This is a genomic window from Paramagnetospirillum sp., from assembly GCF_058402745.1.
Genome location: NZ_JBZVFI010000019.1, coordinates 266,584 through 287,681 on the forward strand (window position 1 = coordinate 266,584; position 21,098 = coordinate 287,681).

General features: G+C 68.9%; 19 protein-coding genes. 3 read left to right on the top strand and 16 right to left on the bottom strand.

Translation table 11 applies throughout. The features are described 5' to 3' along the window. Positions 1 to 2: 2 nt before the first annotated feature. From exbD to ACV4UZ_RS20585, 8 genes are read right to left on the bottom strand one after another with little or no spacing between them, the layout of a single operon-like run. Entirely contained in the window at positions 3 to 419 is a 417-nt protein-coding gene (gene exbD, locus ACV4UZ_RS20550; RefSeq protein ID WP_491602647.1) for a TonB system transport protein ExbD, read from the bottom strand. Next, on the bottom strand, positions 410 to 1,597 hold the full coding sequence (locus tag ACV4UZ_RS20555) for a multidrug effflux MFS transporter (protein ID WP_491602648.1): 1,188 nt from the start codon (positions 1,595 to 1,597) through the stop codon (positions 410 to 412). The genes exbD and ACV4UZ_RS20555 overlap by 10 nt, the downstream gene beginning before the upstream one ends. Then, positions 1,594 to 2,289 (bottom strand): tonB-system energizer ExbB, encoded by a 696-nt coding sequence (exbB, locus tag ACV4UZ_RS20560; RefSeq protein ID WP_491602649.1) that lies wholly within the window; start codon positions 2,287 to 2,289, stop codon positions 1,594 to 1,596. The genes ACV4UZ_RS20555 and exbB overlap by 4 nt, the downstream gene beginning before the upstream one ends. After that, complete coding sequence (locus ACV4UZ_RS20565) at positions 2,286 to 2,573, bottom strand: DUF2218 domain-containing protein (RefSeq protein ID WP_491602650.1); 288 nt, start codon at positions 2,571 to 2,573, stop codon at positions 2,286 to 2,288. The genes exbB and ACV4UZ_RS20565 overlap by 4 nt, the downstream gene beginning before the upstream one ends. Then, on the bottom strand, positions 2,570 to 3,370 hold the full coding sequence (locus ACV4UZ_RS20570; RefSeq protein ID WP_491602651.1) for an ABC transporter ATP-binding protein: 801 nt from the start codon (positions 3,368 to 3,370) through the stop codon (positions 2,570 to 2,572). The genes ACV4UZ_RS20565 and ACV4UZ_RS20570 overlap by 4 nt, the downstream gene beginning before the upstream one ends. After that, positions 3,367 to 4,422: a FecCD family ABC transporter permease gene (locus ACV4UZ_RS20575; protein WP_491602652.1), complete on the bottom strand. Its 1,056-nt coding sequence runs from the start codon at positions 4,420 to 4,422 to the stop codon at positions 3,367 to 3,369. The genes ACV4UZ_RS20570 and ACV4UZ_RS20575 overlap by 4 nt, the downstream gene beginning before the upstream one ends. Beyond that, a complete protein-coding gene (locus tag ACV4UZ_RS20580; protein WP_491602653.1) occupies positions 4,419 to 5,495 on the bottom strand; it encodes a TroA family protein in 1,077 nt (358 codons plus the stop codon). The genes ACV4UZ_RS20575 and ACV4UZ_RS20580 overlap by 4 nt, the downstream gene beginning before the upstream one ends. Positions 5,496 to 5,549: 54 nt before the next feature. Then, the gene (locus ACV4UZ_RS20585; RefSeq protein ID WP_491602654.1) at positions 5,550 to 7,544 is read right to left on the bottom strand and encodes a TonB-dependent receptor domain-containing protein; all 1,995 of its coding nucleotides are present in this window, start codon (positions 7,542 to 7,544) and stop codon (positions 5,550 to 5,552) included. 259 nt (positions 7,545 to 7,803) lie between these two features. On the opposite strand from ACV4UZ_RS20585, the gene ACV4UZ_RS20590 reads away from it, so the two are divergent. Then, complete coding sequence (locus tag ACV4UZ_RS20590; RefSeq protein ID WP_491602655.1) at positions 7,804 to 8,793, top strand: helix-turn-helix transcriptional regulator; 990 nt, start codon at positions 7,804 to 7,806, stop codon at positions 8,791 to 8,793. Between the two features lie 35 nt (positions 8,794 to 8,828). On the opposite strand, the gene ACV4UZ_RS20595 is transcribed toward ACV4UZ_RS20590, so the two are convergent. Beyond that, complete coding sequence (locus ACV4UZ_RS20595) at positions 8,829 to 9,140, bottom strand: DUF6156 family protein (protein ID WP_491602656.1); 312 nt, start codon at positions 9,138 to 9,140, stop codon at positions 8,829 to 8,831. Positions 9,141 to 9,172: 32 nt separating this feature from the next. Between ACV4UZ_RS20595 and ACV4UZ_RS20600 the strand changes: the two genes are divergently transcribed. Next, entirely contained in the window at positions 9,173 to 10,408 is a 1,236-nt protein-coding gene (locus ACV4UZ_RS20600; protein WP_491602657.1) for a BaiN/RdsA family NAD(P)/FAD-dependent oxidoreductase, read from the top strand. Between the two features lie 101 nt (positions 10,409 to 10,509). Then, positions 10,510 to 12,084 carry a glycosyltransferase family 39 protein gene (locus ACV4UZ_RS20605; RefSeq protein ID WP_491602658.1) on the top strand — a complete coding sequence of 525 codons (1,575 nt, stop codon included), beginning with the start codon at positions 10,510 to 10,512 and terminating at the stop codon, positions 12,082 to 12,084. Positions 12,085 to 12,106: 22 nt separating this feature from the next. Here the strand turns inward: ACV4UZ_RS20605 and ACV4UZ_RS20610 are convergent, their stop codons facing one another. The 7 genes from ACV4UZ_RS20610 to ACV4UZ_RS20640 form a co-directional block, all read right to left on the bottom strand. Continuing rightward, entirely contained in the window at positions 12,107 to 13,957 is a 1,851-nt protein-coding gene (locus tag ACV4UZ_RS20610; protein WP_491602659.1) for an ATP-binding protein, read from the bottom strand. A gap of 59 nt (positions 13,958 to 14,016) precedes the next feature. Further along, positions 14,017 to 14,853 (bottom strand): phosphate/phosphite/phosphonate ABC transporter substrate-binding protein, encoded by an 837-nt coding sequence (locus ACV4UZ_RS20615; RefSeq protein WP_491602660.1) that lies wholly within the window; start codon positions 14,851 to 14,853, stop codon positions 14,017 to 14,019. 25 nt (positions 14,854 to 14,878) lie between these two features. Continuing rightward, positions 14,879 to 16,045 (bottom strand): HD domain-containing phosphohydrolase, encoded by a 1,167-nt coding sequence (locus ACV4UZ_RS20620; protein WP_491602661.1) that lies wholly within the window; start codon positions 16,043 to 16,045, stop codon positions 14,879 to 14,881. Then, positions 16,042 to 17,274 (bottom strand): HDOD domain-containing protein, encoded by a 1,233-nt coding sequence (locus ACV4UZ_RS20625; protein ID WP_491602662.1) that lies wholly within the window; start codon positions 17,272 to 17,274, stop codon positions 16,042 to 16,044. Before ACV4UZ_RS20625 ends, ACV4UZ_RS20620 begins: the two co-directional genes overlap by 4 nt. 1 nt (position 17,275) lies before the next feature. Continuing rightward, the gene (locus tag ACV4UZ_RS20630) at positions 17,276 to 19,525 is read right to left on the bottom strand and encodes a CHASE domain-containing protein (RefSeq protein WP_491602663.1); all 2,250 of its coding nucleotides are present in this window, start codon (positions 19,523 to 19,525) and stop codon (positions 17,276 to 17,278) included. Positions 19,526 to 19,574: 49 nt separating this feature from the next. Then, the gene (locus ACV4UZ_RS20635; protein ID WP_491602664.1) at positions 19,575 to 20,564 is read right to left on the bottom strand and encodes a DNA-binding response regulator; all 990 of its coding nucleotides are present in this window, start codon (positions 20,562 to 20,564) and stop codon (positions 19,575 to 19,577) included. A gap of 248 nt (positions 20,565 to 20,812) precedes the next feature. Continuing rightward, positions 20,813 to 21,094 carry a hypothetical protein gene (locus tag ACV4UZ_RS20640; protein ID WP_491602665.1) on the bottom strand — a complete coding sequence of 94 codons (282 nt, stop codon included), beginning with the start codon at positions 21,092 to 21,094 and terminating at the stop codon, positions 20,813 to 20,815. Positions 21,095 to 21,098: the final 4 nt, after the last annotated feature.

A 21,098-nucleotide genomic window follows, 5' to 3' on the forward strand; every position in this document is an offset into this window, starting at 1 on the left:
CCTCATCCGGCGGCGAGCCCGACCAGCGCCACCTTGAGGTAGCCGGCATCCCGCAGGGCATCCATCACCCCCATCAGGTCGCCATAGGGGATCGCCCTGTCGGCCCTCAGATAGACGCGCGCCTCCTTGTCGCCGCCGCTGGCGGCGTCCAGCGCCTGCCCCAGCCCGCCGCGCGGGACGAAATCGTCGCCCAGCGCCAGGGAGAGATCGGCCTTCACAGAAAGGATCAGCGGCTTGTCCGGCTTGGGCGCCGGTCCGGCGGTGGAGGCCGGCAGGTCCACCTTGACGTCCACGGTGGCCAGGGGCGCCGCCACCATGAAAATGATCAGCAGCACCAGAATCACGTCGATGAACGGCGTGACGTTGATTTCGTGGGTCTCGGACAGCTCGTCGCCGCCGTGATCAAGCTTCACCGACATGGGCGCACCAGAATGTGGAAGGACAGAAAGGCGAAGGCCGCCGCGCCGCCGACGGTCAGGCACATGGCGGCGGGGCTGCCGTCGTGCAGGTGGCCGACCACGGCGGTGGCCGCCGCCGCCAGGGCGAACTGCACAGTCCCGAACACCGCCGAGGCGGTCCCCGCCTGGCCGGGAAACAGCCCCAGATGGCCCGCCACCACGTTGCCGCCCACCAGGCCGGTGCAGCCCACGAAGGTAACCAGCGCCGCCACCAGCAGGGGCAGGCCGCCCAGGCCGGTGGCGCCGACCGCGGCCACCGCGCCTCCGGCCGCCGCCGCCGCCGCCAGGCCCACGGACAGCATGCGCCGGTGGCCGTGCCTCGCCACCATCCAGCCATTGAGCAGCGATCCGCCGACGATCCCGACCACCCCCAGGCCGAACAGATAGCCGAACAGGGACGGCGCCACGCCGTGATAGGTGATGTAGGCGAAAGGCGCTCCGCTCACATAGGCGATCATGCCGCCATGGACGCTTCCGCCGGCCAGCAGCAATCCCAGCGAATCGTGACGCCGCAGCATGGCGGCCATAGCTCCGGCCAGTTTCCCCGCCCCCTGGGCCTCGCGCCCCGGCGGTGCCGTCTCGGGCAGATGGAACCAGTAGGCGGCCAGGGCCGAGCCGCCGAACAGCGCCTGGGCGGCGAAGATGGCCCTCCACCCGGCCCAGTCCAGAATCCAGCCGCCCAGAATGGGAGCGGCCAGCGGCACCAGGGCGATGACCGGGGCCATCAGCGACATGACCCTGGCGGCCTGATCGGTCTCGAACAGGTCGCGGACCACCGCGCGGGCGATCACCAGGGCCGAACCGCCGCCCAGGGCCTGAAGCAGGCGCCACGCCGTCAGTTGCCCGATATCCGGCGCCAGGGCACAGCCCAGGCTGGCCGCCACGTAGAGCAGGATTCCCACCGCCAGGACCGGCCGGCGGCCGAAGCGGTCGGACAGGGGGCCGTAGACCGGCATGCCCAGCGCGAAGCCGAGGAAGAACGTGCCCACCGTCGCCTGCACGGCGTCGGGAGTGGCACCGAGCTGTCCGGCGATGGTGGGCATGGCCGGCAGGTAGATGGCGATGGAGGCCGGCGCGAAGGCGGCCAGGGCCGCGAGCACGGCGATTGTGGAGGCCTGGCCGGCGACCGGGGCGTTCATTCCGCCGCCTTCAGCCGGGGCCGAGCGGCACGGTCCAGATCGCGGCCGACCAGATTCAACACCTCGGCGGCACAATCGCCCAGGATCGCCTTGACCCCGGAGATGGACCGGGCGAAGGCGTTGTAGACCACCACCGCCGGAATGGCCGCCACCAGCCCGACGGCGGTGGCCAGCAGCGCCTCGGCGATGCCCGGCGCCACCACCGCCAGATTGGTGGTCTGGCTCCGCGAGATGCCGATGAAGGCGTTCATGATGCCCCAGACGGTGCCGAACAGCCCGACGAAGGGCGCCGTCGAGCCGATGGTTGCCAGAAGCCCGGTTCCCCGCGCCATGCGCCGGCCGGCCGCCGCCTCGATGCGCTCCAGGCGGGAAGCCACCCGCTCCTTCATGCCCTCGCCCGGCACGTCGGCCGACAGGCGCGTCTCGGCGGCGGCGGCGGCGACCAGCGCCGCCACCGGCCCGGCGGCTCCGGCGAGGCCGGCCACCGCGTCGGCCAATCCCCGGCAGCCCCCCAGGACCGCAAGCCCCCGACGGGCCCGCCGGCGTTCGGTGCGCAATTCCCACCCCTTGGCCAGCAGCACCGTCCAGGTGACCACCGAGGCCAGCGCCAGACCCACCATCACCGCCCTGACCACCCAATCGGCGGCCAGGAACATCCCCCAGGGGGACAGGTCGTGGGGCAGCGGGTTCACGAGCCCGGCTCCCAGGACAGGCTCAGATCCTCGCGCCAGCCGAAGCGGCACAGATGGTCGCCCACCACCGCCTTGACCCGGTCCAGCGCCGTGGCGTCGTCCGCCTCGCAGCACAGCGAAAGCAGCCCGTCCCCGGCTTCGAGATGGCAGATTCCCCAGGGAAAGGCGGCCCGCCCCCGGGCAACGTCGTATTCCACCGGAATCTTGTGGGCGAAATGCTTGCACAGCAGCACGAGGTAGCGGCTGGCGTTGGCGGTCCCCACACTGGCATGGGCGCGGATCATGGATGGAGGGCTCCCTCTCTCGAAGTGGCGCGGTCGGCGAGAACCACGGGAAAGCCCAGCGAGCATCGCTCGACACGGGCGTCGATACCGTAAGCCCGGCCCAGGATGGCCGGAGTCAGGATGTCGGCCGGCGGTCCGGCGGCGATCAGCCCGCCACCTCCCAGCACCGCCACCCGATCGCAAAAGCGCAGGGCCAGGTTGATGTCGTGGATGGCCACCAGGACGATGGCGCCCGCGGCGGCGGCGATGCCGCGAACGGTGTCGAGCACCGCCAGTTGCCAGCGCAGATCGAGGGCGCTGGTGGGTTCGTCCAGCAACATCAGGCGGGGGCGGCGCACCAGGACCTGGGCCAGCCCGATCATCTGGCGCTGCCCACCCGACAGCCGATCCAGACGGGACAGGGCCAAGCCCCGCAGCCCAAGGGTGGAGAACACCGCCTCGACCCGCCCCTCCGCCTCGATCCGCCCGAGATCGGGCCGGATGGCGCGCAGGGCGCTGAGCACCGCCTCGTAGGCCAGAATCGAGCTGCCCTGGGGCAGCGCCTGCGGCAGATAGGCCACGTCGCGCATCCGGTCGCAGGCGGACCGGGCCAGCAGGTCCCGGCCGTCGAGGATCGCGTGGCCCCTGGCCGGCAGCAGCCCGGCCAGGGCCTTCAACAGGGTCGACTTGCCCGCGCCGTTGGACCCCAGCAGGGCCACCACCGCCCCCGGCGGCAGCGGCGGCAGATCGAGCCCGTCCAGCACCATCCGCCGGCCATAGCCGGTCCCGAGACCGGCAAGCGACAGACCCGCCGTCATCGCCCCCGCCCCTTGCCCAGGATCAGGGCCATGAACAGCGGAATGCCCACCAGGGCGGTGACGATGCCCACCGGCAGGACGGCGCCGGCCACCAGCATCTTGCTGGCGATGGAGGCCAGCGACAGCACCAGCGCCCCGGCCAGGGCGGCGCCGGGCAGGAAGAAGCGGTGATCCTCGCCCAGCGCCAGCCGCGCCATGTGGGGGCCGACCAGTCCGATGAAGCCGATGGCCCCGACGAAGGCCACCGCCGCCGCCGCCAGCAGGCTGACCCGGAACAGCACCACCAGGCGCAGCCGCTCCACCGGGATGCCGAAGCTGCGGGCCTGCTCCTCGCCGGCCCGCAATGCCGTCATGGACCAGGCGTGGCGCAGGGCCAGCGGAAGGCAGACGGCGAGCACCACGGCGACCACCGCCACCTTGTCCCAGCTGGCGCGGCCCAGGCTGCCCATGGTCCAGAACACGATCTGCTGAATGGCATCGGCGCTGGCCACGTACTGCACCAGCCAGAGCAGGGCGTTCATGACGAAGACCATGGCGATGCCGAACAGCACCACCGTCTCGGGACTGGCGCCGCGCCAGCGGGACAGCAGATGGATCAGGGCGGTGGACCCCATGGCCAGCGCGAAGGCGGAAATGGGGATCAGGTAGGTCCGCGCGATGCCGGGCAGGCTGAAATCCAGCACGATGGCCAGGGCGGCCCCCAGGGTGGCGGCGTTGGTCACCCCCAGGGTAAAGGGGCTGGCGAGCGGATTGTTGAGCACCGTCTGCATCTCGGCCCCGGCCAGGGCCAGGGCGGCTCCCACCACCACCGCCATTACCGCCTGGGGGGTCCGGATCTGCCACAGGATGACCGCTTCCGACCGGCCGAGGCCGGCGGGATCGATCATCCCCTCGATCACCCGCAGGACGGAAAGCTGGGACGGCCCGGTCGCCAGATCGACGAGCAGCGACAGGGCCAGGGCGGCCGCCAGGGTCGCGACCACCACCCAGCGCCAGAGGACGAAGCGGGCGTAGGAGGCGGCCAGCGGCACCGCCGGAACCACGGCGGTCATGGCGCGTCCGCCCAATAGGTGCCGTCCAGCGGCACCGGCGAGAAGCGGGCCGTCAGGTCCCGGTGGGTAGCCGCCGGGTCGAGATCGGCGAACAGCTCGGGATGGAACCACTTGGCCAGTACCTGGAAGGCCACCACGTTGAACGGCGAATGGAAGAAATGGTGCCACAGGGCATGCGCCCGGCCGGCCCGGACCGCGTCCAGTTCGGCGATGGTGGCATGCACCAGGCTGCGCCCCAGGCTGGCCCGCGCCTGCTCGGGCGCGACGCCCGGTCCCATCTGGATGCGCCGTGGCGCGGTCGGGGGCGTGTGGGCGTTGCCGATGGCCGTGCCGACATAGAGGTCGGGCTGATGGGTCAGCAGGTATTCCGGGCTGACCGTCCCCACCTTGCCGGCAATCAGGCCGGAAGCCAGATTGCGGCCGCCCGCCCGCTCGATGATGCCGCCGAACAGGGAATCGCCGATGCTGGCGCAGCAATCCTCCTGCAACCCCACCCGGTTCTCGACGAACACCAGGGGCCGCCGGGTCACGCCGGCCAGCCGCCCGCTCACCCGCGCCAGCGCCGCCCCATAGGCTTCGGTGAAGGCCTCGGCCTCGGCCTCGCGGCCCAGCACCGCTCCCAGCAGGGCTACGCTTTTCGACGTGTTGGCAAGGGGATCGAGGAAGAAATCGACAAAGACCACCACCGTCCCCGCCGCCTCCAGTTGGGCGATCAGTTCGGCGGCACCCGGTCCGGGACCGTGGCCGGCCAGCCCGAAGATTGCCAGATCGGCCTTCAGGGCGATGGCCGCCTCGGGGCTGAAGCTGTCGGGCGAGGCCTTGCCGACCAGGGGAATTGCGGCCAATCGCGGAAAGGCCGCCAGCCATTGCGCGTATCCGGGCGGATCGAGCAGCGGATAGTCGCCCATGGTCCCCGCCACCCGCCCCACCGGATCGGCGCGGTCCAGAATGGCGAGGGCCGGCAGGAACCGGCCCTCGCCCAGGATGATCCGCTCGACCCTGTCGGGAACCCGAACGGCCCTGCCGGCCAGGTCCCGCACCTCGCGGGCGGTGGCGGCCGGACTTCCAACCACTAGGATTAGAAACAGTGCGAGGCAGGGAATGAGCAGGTGTCGCGCCATGGCCGCCTAGAACCTCAGGGTGGAAACCAGATTGAACGAGCGTCCCTCCGCCAGGACCGGGGTCACCGCCGGCGAGGTCTGGAGCGACGCCGAACCGCGATCGACGTAGCGCCGGTCGAGAAGGTTGTTGGCCTCTGCCCGCAGGCTCCAGAGAGCGACGGCGTCAAGCGGCGTCCATTCCGTGAACAGATCCACGGTGTGGTAGCTTTTCAGGGGCTGGAAGCCACCCTCGGTCAACGAGGAATCATGGATGTCCGCCGCCCATTCCAACGAGCCCCCCACCGTCACGCCGACCGGCTGGAAGGTGTAATGGCCGCCCAGATTGACGATGTGCCCGACCGGGACGCCGGAATTGTAGTCGTTGGGGCGGGCCATGCGGCTGGCGTACTTGATGTCGGTATAGGTGTACTTGCCGAACACGCCGGCATCGGCCCAATCGTATTTGGACGAGAAATCGAACCCGCGGGTCATCAGCGCGGCGCCGTTGCGGCGCACCCGGGCGCTGTCGTCGGTGGTCAGCGGATTGAGGATCACGCTGCGGAACAGCGCGCCTTCGATGCCCAGCCCGTCCTGGGCGTAGCGCAATCCCACCCGGCCGTTATGGGCCCGCACCGCTTCCAGGTCATCTCTGTAGCGGTAGCGGGCCACATGGAACAGACCGGTCTCGGGAAGCTCCAGGCCACCCCAAACGTAGTTGTAGCCGCCGAACAGCGACAGAGCGCCGGTCAGGGCGTACTCGCCCGAAAGATTGGGGCTGACGCCCGTGTCGTTGAATTCCTTGTCATCGACCGAATCGTATTGCTGGTAATCGACGCGCAGGCCGGTCGAGACCTTCAGCCGATCGAGCGGGCTGAAGCGCGCCTGGAGGAAGGCGCCGTAATTGCGCCGTTCCTCGTCGGAATCGCCGATGGTGGCGCTGTAGGACCCCACATGGGTCTTGTCGTCGCGCAGGTCGAAGCCGGCGGTCAGCTTGCCGCCGCCAACCGTGAAGGTGTTCTGGGCAAGCACGTTGAAGGTGTTGATGGAGGCGTTCATGACGCCGGAGGTGGCGCTGGCCACCGGCGGGCGGTGCAGGGTGGTCCGGGTGAAGTTCAGGCCGAGCTTGGGATCGAAGCTGTCGGAAGGCTTGGTGGTGGTATAAGTCGTCCCCAGGGCCAGACGGGCCGAGCGGGTGGGATTCATCAGATTCGCGTTGTTGACCGTCGACATGTTCGGACGGTAGCGGCGCACGGCGTCGTCCTCGGCGAACTCGCCCGACAGCATCAGGCGGTGGCCGGCGGGGGCTTCGTAGCCCAGCTTGGCGAGGCCGCTCACCAGATTGTCCTTGGTTCCGGTCTCGTCCCGACCGTCGCCGTTGACATAGTTGTCGCCACCGACCCGGGAACCGATACCCAGGATTTCGAAGCCGTCCTTGACGGCATAGCCGGCACCGGTGGTGCGCAGCGCTTCGGAATTGGTGTTGTAGCCCAGGATGGCGGTGCCCCCCACGTCCCGGCCGGGCAACAGCATGTCGCGGGCATCCTTGGTCTCCATGCGGACGGCACCGGCGATGGCGCCGGGGCCAGCATCGGCGGGCGCCACGCCGGCATCCACCGACGCCTTCTTCAGGAAATAGGGGTCCAGGGTCATGGTGCCGTTGTGGTGCCAGATGTTGCTCGGCTGGGCGGCGCCATCCACGGTGACGTTGAGCTTGCCCTGCTCGACGCCGTGGACGTAGAGCTTCTGCGACGCCGCCTGGCCTCCGCCGACCCGCACCGCCGGCTGGTTGTCGAACAGGCCGCGCAGATCCTTGGGCTGGCGTTGGTCGATCTGATCCTGTCCAACCACCGGACCGGTCAGGATGTCCTTGTCCTTCTCGGCCTTGCCCTCGACCGACACGGGGCCAAGCTCGATGGCGCCCGCCGTCGCCTCCTGGGCCGAGGCCCCCCCCGCCGAGGCCAGAATGGTCGTCGCCACCAGCGCCGCCCGCAGGCCCGACACACGCCCGTCGTTGCAGTTCATTCCTCGATCCTTTCCTGTCCGACCGATCTCCGGCCTTGCGCGATCCATCCGGTCGGCATCCCGCTCTCCTGACATGGGCGGGCGCCGCATGTTATAGCAATTGCGACGCATTTGCAGTTACACATTGCGCCACGTGATGGTTTGGAGTTTAGTGGCAAGCGAAATCACCCGCTTTTGACCGCCGATCAGAATCGTTTGCACGGCAGTCAAAGCCGCATGGATTTCGGGGGATTTCGCGCCACGACTGGGAGTGCAGCCGATGACCGATACCGACAGCCCCGCCACCGGAGTGGTGGAGTGCCGCCAGATCGCCGAGACCTGCCGCGATTCCGGCCAGGAGCTCACCGTCCTCGCCCCGGTGGTCCGCCCCGGCGACAAGGTGCTGCGCGGGTCGTTCCGCCTGGAGCGTCTGCGCTCGGGTCTCGGCCTGCACGCCACCGACGCCACCGACCTGTTCGACCTGACCACCCAGGTGGTGCGCGAACCGGGACTGACGGTCAGCATCTTCCTGGCCGGCACCGCCGACATTTCCCTCGGCGGAGCCGGATTCCGGCTGGGGCGGGCGGACGGGGCGTCGTGCCACGCCTTCGCGCTGGCCTGCGCCGAGCCCGACCTCTTCATCCGGCGGGGTATTCGCGGTGGACGGGTCCGCAAGGTCGGCATCACCGTGCCGCCGGAATGGCTGGACAGCCTGCCCGATTCGGGCGGCCAGGCCATTCGCCGCTTCGCCCGCCGCCATGGCGCCACCGAGACCTGGGAGCCCAGCGCCGCCCACCGCCAGCTGGCGGAACAGATCCTGGCACCGTCACCCTATTGCCCGCTGCTCGGCAGCCTGCACCGCGAGACCCATGCCCTGGCCATCGCCACCGACGCGCTGGCCGCCCTGGCCGGGCTGCCCGAGCGGAGCCACGGTAGCCTGGGAGCCCGCGACCGTGCCCGGTTGCGGGCGGTCAGGGAGTATCTGGAAAGCGACGTCACCGCCGACATTCACCTGGACACCCTGGCCCGGCACGCCGGAATGAGCGTCAGCGGCCTACAACGCCTGTTTCGGGCCGCCCACGGAATGTCGGTCTTCGAGTATGTGCGCCTGCAGCGCCTGGATCAGGCGCGCCGCCGGCTGGAAACCGACCGCATCAGCGTCACCGAGGCGGCCTTCGAGGCGGGATACGGCAGCCCCGCCAACTTCGCCACCGCGTTCAAGCGGCAGTTCGGGGTGTCCCCCAGCCGGGTCGGCGGCAGGAAGGCCTGACGCCGCTCCCTCTCCCCGCCCCTTCCGGTCTCCGGTCAGCGGGAGCCCGAGGACGGATGGCGGCCGATCTCGTCGAACTCCATCACGGTGAGATCCTCGTCCATGAGAATTTCGGCGCGGCGCAAGGTCCCGTCGTCGTGGTACTGATAGCGATGGCTGATCTGCACTTCGCCGTATACAAGGGTGTCGCACCCCACCAGGCGGTCGGCGGCGTCGAACCACGCCTTGATATAGGTGTTGCGGTGGCGAAGATCGCCGTCTTCCAGCGGATTGACCAGCCGAAGCGGCAGTCCGACACCGGAATAGGACAGAAAATGACGGCAAACGGCATGATCGGGCACGGACATCCTGCGCTTCCCCCACGATTCCGCCGGCCATCATGGGGAAATTCGACGGCCGCGGCAAGAAGGGCGGCGGAATGACCGCCGTGGTGGTGGGCGCCGGTCCCGCCGGATTGATGGCGGCCGAGGTGATGGCGGGGCACGGTATTGCCGTCCGGGTGTTCGATTCCATGCCGTCGCCGGGACGCAAATTCCTGCTGGCCGGCAAGGGCGGCCTCAATCTGACCCATTCCGAGCCGCCCGACCGCTTCGTCACCCGCTATGGCGCCGCCGCCGGCTTCATGGCGCCGCTGCTGGCCGAGTTCGGGCCGGAGCAGTTGCGCGCCTGGGCCGAGGGGCTGGGCATCGCCACCTTCGTGGGATCGTCGGGCCGGGTGTTTCCCGCCCAGATGAAGGCGGCGCCGCTGCTGCGCGCCTGGGTCCGCCGCCTGCGCGGACTGGGCGTCACCCTGCATCCCCGCCGCCGCTGGCTGGGCTGGAACACGGACGGCCGCCTGCGCTTCGCCGGACCCGACGGCGAGGAGACCGTCGATGCCCGAATCTGCGTGCTGGCCCTGGGCGGCGGTTCCTGGCCGCATCTGGGCTCGGATGGCGGCTGGGTGCCGATCCTGGCCGAGCGGGGCGTGGAAATCACCCCGCTCCGCCCCGCCAATTGCGGCTTCGACCTGGATTGGAGCCCCACCTTCGCCGAACGCTTCGCCGGCGGCCGCACCGGCACGGTGGAACTGTCCTTCGCCGGGCAAAGGCGGCGGGGCGAGATCACCCTGACCGCCACCGGCATCGAGGGCGGCGCGGTCTACGGCCTGGCGGCGGCATTGCGCGACAGCCTGGCGGCATCGGGCGAAGCGGTGCCGCACGTCGATCTGATGCCCGACTGGAGTGCCGGACGGGTGGCGGCGGCCCTGGCCCGCCCGCGCGGCTCGCGGTCGCTGTCCACCTTCCTGAAGAAGGCCCTGCCCCTGTCGCCCACCGCCCTGGCCCTGCTGCGCGAGGTCGCCCCCGACGCCGAGCCCCCGGCCCTGGCCGAGGTGGTCAAGGCCCTGCCCCTGCGACTGCGCCGCCCCCGGCCCCTGGCCGAGGCCATCTCCACCGCCGGCGGCATCGCCCTGGGGCAAGTGGACGAAGACCTGATGCTCAAGCGCCTGCCGGGGACCTTCGCGGCCGGCGAGATGCTGGACTGGGAGGCCCCCACCGGCGGCTACCTGCTCACCGGCTGCTTCGCCAGCGGCCATCGGGCCGGCCGGGCGGCGGCAAGGCTTTGTAACGCCTTGTAACGGATTCGCCGATTTTGCTTCTGCCTCGTCTCACGACTGAGGTAGGGTGGGGCCAATCCTGTAGGGGTGTTCCCAATCCTAGGTCGTCAGCAGCGCAATTGATGGGTCTGTCGCTCGACATCGCCAGATCGGAACGCAAGCTCGTCATCGGGGTGAAAACCCTGCTGGCCTTGTCGATCTGCCTTTACGCCCTGACCTGGGTCGGTCTGCCGCTGGCGGTCAACACCACTCTTAATCGCGACACCATCCAGATCGTCTACTGGGGAATGGAGTGGCAGGCGGGCTACTTCAAGCATCCGCCGCTGATCAGTTGGATGACCGAGGTCGCCATCGCCCTGTTCGGCGCCTCGGACGGCGTGGTCTACGGCCTGGGCGTGGCGGTGATGCTGGCCTCGTTCGCCTGCATCCACCGGCTGGCCCGCCGCTATATGGACTCCACCGGCGCGGCCCTGGCGGTGGCGACCCTGCCGGTGCTGGGCTATTACAGCTATGTCGTCCCCCATTTCAACCACAACATCCTGCTCAACCTGCCCTGGTGCGCCGGCATCTGGCTGGCCTATCTCGCCATCGAGGAACGGCGCAACTGGGCCTGGCCGCTGCTGGGACTGACCCTCGGCCTGGGGATTCTGACCAAGTACACCATCCTGATCCTGCCCCTGCTGCTGCTGGTTCACGTGGTGGTGACGCCCGACCACCGCTGGGTGCTGCGTTCGCCGCGCGCCTGGATGGCGGTGGGGCTGTGCCTGGCCGTCGCCGCCCCCCATGCCCACTGGGTGCTGACCCACGATCTCGGGCCGCTGCGCTATCTGTCCAGCGGCGCCGGCCTGAGCAACGAAAGCTTCCTCGAGCGCCATCTGGTCAACCCGCTGATGGCGCTGCTGATCATGGCCGGAATGTGCGCCTCGCTGCTGCTGGCCCTGGTGGGCGGCCTGGGGCTGCCCAGGCTGCAGCGGCGCCAGCTGTGCCGCCGGGACCGCTTCCTGCTGATGATGGGCCTCGGCCCCTCGGGGCTGGTGATCCTGCTGTCGGCCGTCACCGGCGGCGCCATGCGGGTGGAATGGGCCTCCACCTTCTTCCTGCCCCTGCCGCTGCTGCTGCTGCGCCTGTTCTATCCCACGCCCACGCCATGGCGGATCAACCGGCTGCTGGCCTGGGTCAGCGGCCTGATGGTGGCCATGGCCGCCACCTACGTGCTGATCTTCACCGGCATCATCGAAGACATGGACGAGGGCAAGTGGTCGCGTTTCCCGGCCAAGCCGCTGGAGCTCGCCGCCTCCGACGGCTGGAGCCAGGTCTGTCACGGCCCGGTGCCGGTGATCATCGCCGACGCCTGGCTGGGCGGCACCGCGTCGTTCCGGCTGCCCGAGCGTCCCCGGGTCTACAGCGAGGCGGATTCCAGGATGGCTCCCTGGCTGTCCGACGCCGACATCCGCCGCACCGGTGCCCTGATCCTGTGGGACCAGGCCCTGGACGGCCGCTATCGCGACATCGACCACCAGGACGCCCCCCGGCCGGGCGAGCCTCTCGACTGGTTCCCGGGCCTTCCCGCCCTGGAAGCCCGCTTCGGCCCCATCACGCCGCTGCCCGACGTCATGCTCGATTATCCCGGCCCGATCCCTCAGGCCGCGGTCCGCCTGGGGCGGGCGGTGATTCCGCCGGCCGAACCCTGCCGCTAACCCTTTCACTCGGCGGCGCCGGTCACGCCACGGGGATGCGGACGGTGAAGACCGCTCCTTCGCCCGGCTTTCCGCCCACCACGATCTGGCCGCCATGCTTGTTGACGACCACGTCGTAGCAGATGGCCAATCCCTGGCCGGTACCCTTGCCCACCTCCTTGGTGGTGAAGAACGGATCGAAGATGTGGTTGGCGATGTCCTCGGATATGCCGGTTCCAGTGTCCGAAATCCGGATCTCGGCCCAGTCGCCGCACAGGGCCGTCTCGGCGATGATGGTTCCCGGCTGCGGCTTGCCCGATTCCTCGATGGCGTGAGCCGCATTGACGATCAGGTTCAGGAAGACCTGATTCATCTCGCCGGGATGGCAGTTGACCAGCGGCAGGGCCGGGTCGAATCGGGTTTCCATCCGCGCGACGTGCTTCCAGGTGTTGCGGCAGACCACCAGGGTGCTGTCCAGGGCGCGGTTGATGTCGGCCGCCGTCTTCTGCGACGTGCCGGGATGGGAGAATTCCTTCATGGACAGGACGATGCGCGCCACCTGCGCCACGCCCTCCAGGGATTGCTTCACCGCCGGCAGGGTTTCCTCCATGAGGAAGTCGAGACCGGCCGCGTCGTAATGCCGGAGGAAATCCTCCGCCCGCGCCCGCTCCGCCAGGTCCCGCGCCTCCGCCAGAAGGGGAAACACCGTCTCGGCGGCCGACTGGATGAAGGCGAGATTGTCGCCCACGTACTGGATGGGGGTGTTGATCTCGTGGGCGATGCCCGCCGCCAGCTGGCCGACGCTGGCCATGCGCGACGCCTGCAGCGCCTCGACCTGGGCCTGTTTCAGAGCCTCGGTCCGCTCTTCCACCAGGCGCTCCAGCTGAGCGTGCTGGTTGGCCAGCTCCAGCTGGGCCTGACGGGCGCGCTCCTCGGCCCGGGCCTCGCGGGTCACGTCGGCGCCGATGCCGCGATAGCCGATGAAGACGCTGTCCTGGTCGTAGAAGGGCATGCCGCTGATGCGCACGATCTTCTCGTCCTTGCCGTCCGCCGGACCGATATGGAACATCAGGTCGCGGAAGGGCCGATGGTTGGCCAGATCGTCGGCATGGGCCCGCGCCAGTTCATCATCGAAATCGGACAGGCCCACGTCGAAATAGGTGTAGCCGAGAATGGCCGACGGCTTGACCCCCAGGATGGCGCCGATGCGGTCGGAGACGAAGGTCAGGCGGTAATCGGTGTCGGTCTCCCAGAACCAGTCCGACGCCGATTCGGCCAGGTCGCGGAAGCGCCCCTCGCTTTCCAGCAGGGCGGCCTCTCGGTTTGCCACCGAGTTGCGCATGCTCTCGAAGGCGAGGACCAGATTGCCCACCTCGTCCGCCGAGGGTGGCGGCAGGACGACGTCGTAGCGCCCCTTGGACAGCAGATCGCTGGCCTCGGCCAGCCGCCGCAACGGCGACACCACCGTCCGGGACTGCAGCGCCACCACCGCCACGGTACCCAGGATCAGGATCAGGACGACGGCCAGTTCCAGTTCGTAGACCACCGACAGGGCCGAGGCGACGAGGATGTCCTGGTCGACCTCGATGCCCAGCACCCCCAGCGGCCGGCCGGCGGCACGGACCGGGGCGGAAAGGCGCAGGTCGGCGCCCGCCTGATGTTCCGGCCGCGCCAGGGGATACAGGCGAACCCCGGCCGGACTGGTCAGGGTCAGGGACCGCCACCAGGGATGCTGTTCGCTGGCCTCGGCCATGGTCTCGTGGACCTTGGCGAGGTCGCCGGCCTGGACATCGGGAACGATCGCCAGGGCCAGCAGGTCGAGAGCGCGCTGCTCGCCGGCGATCCGCTCGGCGGCCAGCGTCTTCTTCAGCGTGTCGAACGCGACGAAGTGCATGGCGGCCAGAACGCAAACCGCGAGCAACAGCAAAGGGACGAGAAGTTTGGCGCGGATGCTCATTGCTCGACGTAGAACGCCTCCAGCCCGAGGTTGCGCAACGGGTCGTAATCACTGTCCAGGGCGGCGCCGATGATCCTGATGGGAATTTCTTCCAGCAGGGCGTCGCCCCGGGCCGTCGCCCCCAGGGCGATCAGGGCCTGCTGGACCTTGGCCGCCATCTCCGCCGGAACGCGGGGATGGGCCGCCAGGGGATGCGGGGTGTAGCGTTCGGTTTCGTAGATGACGGTCAGCCCGTCACGCAATTCGGGCTTTTGCTGGTCGAAGGTCGCGCGGATTCCCCCGGCGGCATCGGCCAGGCCGAGAACCACGTTGAGATAGGCGGAATCGTGGGACTTGACGTAGACCTCGGTGATCCTGATCCCCAGCTTGCGCGAGAACTCGGCGCGGGGGATCAGGGCGGCTCCCATGGCGTTGGGAGCGGGAAACGCCACCTTGCGGCCGTCGAGCATCCGCGCGTCGGTCAATCCGGAATCCTTGCGCACCACCACGATGCCCGAGAGCTTGTCCCCCACGTCGCGGACCAGCGCCTCATAGCCCTGGCGCCGGTGGGCGACCACGTAGTGATAGGGATTCATGTAGGCGAAGTCGTACGAGCCGCCATGCAATCCCTTCTCGAAGACCGGGATGCTGGTCTCGGTCACCAGGGTGAAACGCGCTCCGGTGGCCGATTGCAGATGATCGACGATGGGCCGCCAGACCGCCTCGATCCGCCGGAGGTCGAATTGCGGCACCACCGCCAGCGTGTAGCCGGCCGGCTCGGCCGCCCCCGCCGGTCCGCTCCATGCGAGCAGGGCCACCGCGCCCAATGCCACCTTGAAGGCTGTTCGTCCCATACCGCGCACTCCTCTTGTCATCGGGTCACAGGCGACCGGCACGACGGATTCTGACGGGCTCGCGAAACTTGTACATTTTGTGAAGGTTCTGCAGACGGACGAACAGGGCGTCCGTGATGGTCTGGCCGGCGGCCAGCACCAGCTTGCCGGTCTCCAGTTCGAGCCGGGTCTCGAGGAAGTCTCCCGGCCGCAACCCGCTGCTGGGCACGTCCAGTCTGGTGAACGCCGCCTCATCGACGATCATCGCCGTCATGCCGCGCGCGGCGGCGGTCAGCACGGCGGGATCGAAGCGACCAGGCATCTTTTCCAGGGCGGAAAAGGCGGCGCGCGTCAGCTCGCCCGAGCCGAGATCGTCGAGAGCCAGCAGAACGTGCAGGATGCGGGCGTTCAGCGGAATATCCTGCCCCGTCTTGCCGTCCTGGGGCAACCCCTTGCCGTTGAACCACTTCTCCTGATAGGCGATGGCGTCGGCCACCTGGGCCATGCGCGGGATCTTGCGCACCAGGGCGGCTCCGGTCTCGGGCACCCGGGAGAGCATCTCCTCCTCCACCGGGGCCAGGCGCTGGCCCGACCGGCTGCGGGCGAGAACCTCCGACGGCACCGAGATCTCGCCGATCCTGGCCAGGGACGCGGCCAGTTCCAGTTCCCAGGGGGAGTCGATGCCCATGGACGCCGCAAGCTGCAGGGACCAGCCGCGCAGGCGCAGGGACCGCTGGAAGCTCTCGGGCGCCACCATGGACAGGACGTCGTTCATCAGGGCGACGCTGCCCGACAGGGTTCCTTCCAGCAGAACCCTCTCGCCGGTGATCAGTCGGTACTGGCGGATGCCGGCCAGAATGCCCTCGGTCAGGGTGGCCATGGAACAGGGCTTGTTGAAGAACCGGAAGATCTGCCCGGTATTGATGGCCTCCACCGCCGTCTTCTGGTCGGCATTGCCGGTCAGCATGATGCGCGAGGTGTCGGGGGAAACCTCCTGGAAGCGCCGCAGCACCTCGACGCCGTCCATGCCCGGCATGCGCATGTCGCAGACCACGACGGCGAAGGGGCCGTCGTTCCGCGCCTTGCCCAGCGCCTCGATGCCACCCTCGGCGGTGACGATGTTGAGCTTCTGCCCCAGCAGCCGCCGGATGCCGGCCAGCAGGTTGGTGTCGTCATCGACCACCAGGATCTTGTCGTTGACCTCGGGCATCATGAATCCTCCTGACGAATGCTCTCAGCCATCCCCGCCCAGGCGCCGATTCGGGAAACGGCGCCGATCCGCTCGAGAAAGGCCATGTCGAGACCCTCGGTCCAGGCGGCCATCGCCTCGACACCGGCGGGAACCGGCTTGATCAGATGCTGGGCGGCATGAACGGCCGCGAGAGGGGACAATTCCAGGGAGGAATGGTACTCGCAGCGGCTCGGCTCGTGGTGGTAGAGCACCGCCTCCACCACCGGATCGGTGAAACCCCACAGCCCCAGCAGAACGCCGCCAAGTTCGGCGTGCGACGCCCCCAGGGCGCTCCGCTCCGCCGCGATGATGCCGCCACCCGAGCGGTCGAGCCCCCGGCGCACCTCGGCCATGGCGTCGGGCCAGTTGGCGAACAGCAGCAGCGAGCCCACATGGGCCAGCATGCCGGCGCATTGGGTCTGATCCAGCGCCGCCTGCCCCAGCCCGTTGGCTTCGGCGATCTTGCGCGCGTAGGCGCCGATCTGCAGGCTGCGCCGCTCCAGCCTCAGCAATATGTCGCAGTCGATGCCGCCGCACCGGAACGCCTCGAAGATGCCCGCCATCACCGTCAGGGCGCGGAGCATCTCGAAGCCCAGCATCTTGACCGCCTGCAGCACGTCGGTGATGGCCGACGGAATGTAGAAGAACCCCGAATTGGTCAGCTTCAGCAGATTGACCGTCAGCCCCACGTCGGAGGAAATGATCCGCGCCGCCTCGGAAGCCGAACCGTTGGGCGACTGCAGCTCGGCGAACAGCGCGGTCAGCGCCTTGGGCAGGGCCGGAATGGAGGTGGCGCCGGCCACCAGGGCCAGCAGGGCCGGACTCCGCAGGGTCCGGCGGACGCTGAGGGCGCGGCGGACGGCCTCCACCAGGACCCGGGGCTGGCACGGCTTGACGTAGTATTGGTGGGCGGGACCGACGGTGCGGAAAATGGCCTCGCGCTCGGAAAAGCCCGACAGCACGATACGGGCGGTCTCGGGCTGCAGCGTCCTCACCCGGTCGAGCAGAGCGGCCCCGTCCATTCCGGGCATCCGCATGTCGGTGACCACCACGTCGATGGGCTGGGTCTCCAGAATGGCCAGGGCCTCCAGTCCGCCCACGGCGAACAGCATGGTCCATTCGCCGCGCTGGCCATGGAGGCTGCGGCGCAGGCCGTCGAGAACGCCTCGCTCGTCGTCGACGAACAGAATGGTGGGGTTGGCCGTATCCATCTCAGGCTCCCTGTGTCTGGGCGAGCGGAAGCCGGATGCGGAAGCAGGCTCCGGACCCCGCCTCGGATTCCACGGAAATCTGGCCGCCGTGACGATGGATGATCGCCCGGCTGATGGCCAGCCCCTGCCCGGTGCCTTGTCCCGGCGCCTTGGTGGTGAAGAACATCTCGAAGATCTGCCTCAGATTGGCGGCGGATATGCCGATGCCGGTATCGGCGACGGTCAGTTCCACCTCGTCGCCCAGCCGGCGGGTCCGCACCCTTATGCGGCCGGGAGCGTTCCCTCCCTTCTCGGCGATGGCCTGGGCGGCGTTGACGATCAGATTGACCAGCACCTGATTGATCTCCCCCTCGACGGCGGACACTTTCGGGAGATCCGGATCCAGGTCGGCCTCCATCTCCGCCACGTACTTCCACTGGTTGCGGGTGACGGTGGCCACCACGTCGATCATATGATTGAGATCGACGGGATGGGCGCTTTTGGAGCTCGGATACGAGAATTCCTTGATGGCCTGCACGATCTTGGCGATCTGGGCGGTGCCGTCGAGAGCCTGCGCCGCCGCCGCCGGCAACTCGGCCGCCAGGAAGTCGAGATCGACGGCCTCGGCCCGCTCGGCGACGGCTTGCCAGCCGCCGTCATCCCGCGCGCCGGCGCGCGCCGCCCGGGCAAGGTCGAGAAGCCCGGCCAGGCCTTCCTTCATGAAGGTGATGTTGTCGCCCACATACTGGGTCGGGGTATTGATCTCGTGGGCGATGCCGCCGGCCAGGGTGCCCAGGGCCTCGAACCGATCGGATTCGGCGATGCGCTCGATCATGGCCGCCCGCTCCTCCTCGGCCGCCTTGCGCGCCGTGATGTCCTGCAAGGTGATGAAGCTCCGCCCCTCTTCCGCCGAGTCTCCGGCCAGGGCATGAAGGACCTTCGATCCGCCACCGGCATCGACACGGAACTCGAGATCCACGGCCTGACCGGCCGCATGGAGGAAGGTGTCGCGAACTCTCTCGCGGTCATCGGGATGAATGCCCTCAATCAGGGATTCCAGCGGACCGCCGGTCCGTCCCGGCGGCAGCCCAAGCATTTCGGCCGCCCCCTCGCCGGTCATGAAGGCACCGTGCTCGATATCCAGTTCCACGCTGGCCAGCCTGGCGATGCGCTGGGCCTCGGCCAGGCGACGCTTGGCCCGGCCGACCTCTCGGGCGAAGGCCGTGGCCCTCTCGGCCTGGCTGATCCGCCCCTTCAGGAGGGCCAGGTAGAAGGCCGTGAACAGCAGGGCGACCGCCAGCAGGGCATACGAGGCCGCCGGACGGCTGGCCGCCACGAAGGCGGCGCTGGGCGTGGCGACCAGCAGCCAGGAGCGGCCGGCCATGACGAAGGATTCCGACACGTGCGGTCCGGCCGCGAGGTCTTCGGGTGTACGGGTATCGGGTTTGGGAAACAGGCGCCGCTCACCTTCGGCGGCGCTCATGTCGAACAGGTGGATGTCCACCAGCGGCAGGGCCACGCTTACCGCCTCGCTGTCCGACGAGGCGGAGATCAGGTCGCCCAGCCGGAACACCCCGGAGACGTAACCGGTCAGGGAGCGCCGGTTGGACTCGACGTCGCCCGGTCCGGTTCCGCCGAAGACCGGCGCGAGAACCAGCACGCCGTACTGACTGCCGTGGTCCTGGACCAGGGTGATTCGGCCGGTCGCCTGGGGAGCGCCCTTGTCGCGGCCCTGCTCCAGCGCCTGACGCCGGATGGGCTGGGAGGCCAGGTCGAATCCCAGCGCCGGCCGGTTGGAGGCCATGGGCTCCATGTAATAGATGGGGATGTACTCGGCGCGCTCGGCGGCCGGCTGCAAGCCCCCTCCGGCGTTCCGCTCGGTGAAGGTGAAGTTCTCCAGGCCGTCCCGCCGCGCCTGGTCCTCATAGGCGGCCCGCTGGGCATGGAGGACCCGCGGGTCCCAGGAATAGCCCTGAATGAAGCCGTGATCCCTGAGGGTCCGATCCACCAAGCGCCGGAAATCCTCCCGGCTGGTGGCCCCGGACGGAGCCACGGTGAAATGTCCGACCAGCAGGTTCACGCTGCCCAGAGCAATGGCGATGTTGGCGCGTATGGCGATGATCCGCTGTTCGGCCAGCTCGCGGAACCGGCTTTCCGATGTGTCGCGCTCCAGCAGATGGACGATTCCGAACAGCGCCAGCGACGCAAGGCCCCCCATGATCGACACGGGAAGCAGCTGCCGAATGATCTTTACGGACAGGGATGTCGCCATGGCCACGCTCCTAGGTAAGGCTACTCACCTACCTTGGCCATAGTCCATCTTATTTATGACCGGCGACACTCCCATTTGGGAGGGTCACCGGCAGGCTCATGATCAGGCGGAGCAAGTCCGATTGCCGTGCCCTTCCCGTCTTGGCAAATATCTGCTTCAGGTACCCTCGCGCCGTCCCGATGGTGATGCCCCCCTCCGAGGCGGCGTCATCGAGGGACAAGCCGCGTGCCAGGGCATGGGCAAGTCGGGCCTCGGCCAGGGTGAGCCCCAGCAGGCTCATCACCTCGTTGACGTTGGGAATGGGATGATTCTCGGGGTCGGAGATGTAGAGCGCCACCTTCGGCGTGGCGCCCGCCCCTCCGTCCAGGATGGTCACCGCCACCGACAGCGGCGTGGAATGGACGCGCGACAGACTCATCACGCCGCCCTCGCCCGTCTCGAAGGCCGACCGGATCAGGGCGTGCAGATGCGACGTTTCCGGCGGAGTGCCGGCACGGCAGACCTGGCGCCCACCGATGACGAGACCATCCTCGGCGGCGCATAGCGCCCCACCCGGTCGATTCATGAACAGGATCCGCGCATCGGCATCCACCACCAGGACGGCAACCGGCAGCTTGTCCAACGCGGTGTCGGCAAGCACCTCCGCCGCCGAGGTCCCCCCGCCGGCGGCAAGGGCGGCCTCGATCCCTTCCACCAGCAGGAACGAGGGGCAGGGCTTGGTGAAGAAGCGGAAGATCTCGGCCTGGTTGATGGCGTCGATGGCGACGCGCAGATCGGCGGTGCCGGTCAGCACGATATAGCGGGCGGCGCCCCCCGCCCGCCGCATGGCCGTCACCATCCCGATGCCGTCGAGGCCCGGCATCTTCATGTCGGTGACGACCACCTGGGGCATCTTCTCCCGGAAGACCTCCACCGCCGTCTCCGGCGACGGCACGAAGGTCATGTCCCACCGCGCCCCATGGGAATGCAGGGACCGGCGCAGGGCCTCGAGCACCCGGACATCATCGTCAACGAACAGAATACGGGCTTTGTGCGACATGACCCCAACATTCCCGGATGTTCACCACCGGCCCTCGGATGGACGGTAACGATAACCCGGTTCCGGTCCGCTCGAAAGGGGCCGGGGCCGCCGGCCACCTGTTCCCCGACACCGGGGGTGGGGGCGCGCGGAACCGCCGCTGTCGCCCTGGCGTCACGAGGTCCGGCTGACGGCGGTGTTCGAGGGGCGGGTCGAGGACAGCGCTCCGGGTGCGGTACCCGCCGCATCCTGGATGCCGGGCAGGCCGCCTAGAATCCGCCGGCGGGGCGGTGCTCGCGAAGCAAGGCGCCGCAAAATGGGCAGGAAGCCACCGCCAGATAGGCCTGACGCTGGGCCTCGGTGGCATCCTGCTCCTCCAGAACGGCATTGATCTGGGCGAGAATGCTCTCGTGCTCCCGCAGCCGCGCACAGCCGGGGCTGACGCTTTCCTCGTCGCACGAAACCACCTGCAGGGCGGCGGCGGAACGGGCCGAGGCCACGCCGCCGACCCCGATCACCAGGGCCGAGGCAAGAAAGCCGCGTCTGTCCATATCA

What these genes read in the sequence shown, in the direction of transcription:
- ACV4UZ_RS20605 (WP_491602658.1), top strand. Translation starts at nt 10,510, where the DNA reads ATGGGTCTGTCGCTCGACATCGCCAGATCGGAACGCAAGCTCGTCATC.
- ACV4UZ_RS20555 (WP_491602648.1), bottom strand. Translation starts at nt 1,597, where the DNA reads ATGAACGCCCCGGTCGCCGGCCAGGCCTCCACAATCGCCGTGCTCGCG.
- ACV4UZ_RS20595 (WP_491602656.1), bottom strand. Translation starts at nt 9,140, where the DNA reads ATGTCCGTGCCCGATCATGCCGTTTGCCGTCATTTTCTGTCCTATTCC.
- ACV4UZ_RS20610 (WP_491602659.1), bottom strand. Translation starts at nt 13,957, where the DNA reads ATGCACTTCGTCGCGTTCGACACGCTGAAGAAGACGCTGGCCGCCGAG.
- ACV4UZ_RS20565 (WP_491602650.1), bottom strand. Translation starts at nt 2,573, where the DNA reads ATGATCCGCGCCCATGCCAGTGTGGGGACCGCCAACGCCAGCCGCTAC.
- ACV4UZ_RS20615 (WP_491602660.1), bottom strand. Translation starts at nt 14,853, where the DNA reads ATGGGACGAACAGCCTTCAAGGTGGCATTGGGCGCGGTGGCCCTGCTC.
- ACV4UZ_RS20575 (WP_491602652.1), bottom strand. Translation starts at nt 4,422, where the DNA reads ATGACCGCCGTGGTTCCGGCGGTGCCGCTGGCCGCCTCCTACGCCCGC.
- ACV4UZ_RS20585 (WP_491602654.1), bottom strand. Translation starts at nt 7,544, where the DNA reads ATGAACTGCAACGACGGGCGTGTGTCGGGCCTGCGGGCGGCGCTGGTG.
- exbD (WP_491602647.1), bottom strand. Translation starts at nt 419, where the DNA reads ATGTCGGTGAAGCTTGATCACGGCGGCGACGAGCTGTCCGAGACCCAC.
- ACV4UZ_RS20600 (WP_491602657.1), top strand. Translation starts at nt 9,173, where the DNA reads ATGGGGAAATTCGACGGCCGCGGCAAGAAGGGCGGCGGAATGACCGCC.
- ACV4UZ_RS20570 (WP_491602651.1), bottom strand. Translation starts at nt 3,370, where the DNA reads ATGACGGCGGGTCTGTCGCTTGCCGGTCTCGGGACCGGCTATGGCCGG.
- ACV4UZ_RS20620 (WP_491602661.1), bottom strand. Translation starts at nt 16,045, where the DNA reads ATGATGCCCGAGGTCAACGACAAGATCCTGGTGGTCGATGACGACACC.
- ACV4UZ_RS20630 (WP_491602663.1), bottom strand. Translation starts at nt 19,525, where the DNA reads ATGGCGACATCCCTGTCCGTAAAGATCATTCGGCAGCTGCTTCCCGTG.
- ACV4UZ_RS20625 (WP_491602662.1), bottom strand. Translation starts at nt 17,274, where the DNA reads ATGGATACGGCCAACCCCACCATTCTGTTCGTCGACGACGAGCGAGGC.
- ACV4UZ_RS20640 (WP_491602665.1), bottom strand. Translation starts at nt 21,094, where the DNA reads ATGGACAGACGCGGCTTTCTTGCCTCGGCCCTGGTGATCGGGGTCGGC.
- ACV4UZ_RS20590 (WP_491602655.1), top strand. Translation starts at nt 7,804, where the DNA reads ATGACCGATACCGACAGCCCCGCCACCGGAGTGGTGGAGTGCCGCCAG.
- ACV4UZ_RS20635 (WP_491602664.1), bottom strand. Translation starts at nt 20,564, where the DNA reads ATGTCGCACAAAGCCCGTATTCTGTTCGTTGACGATGATGTCCGGGTG.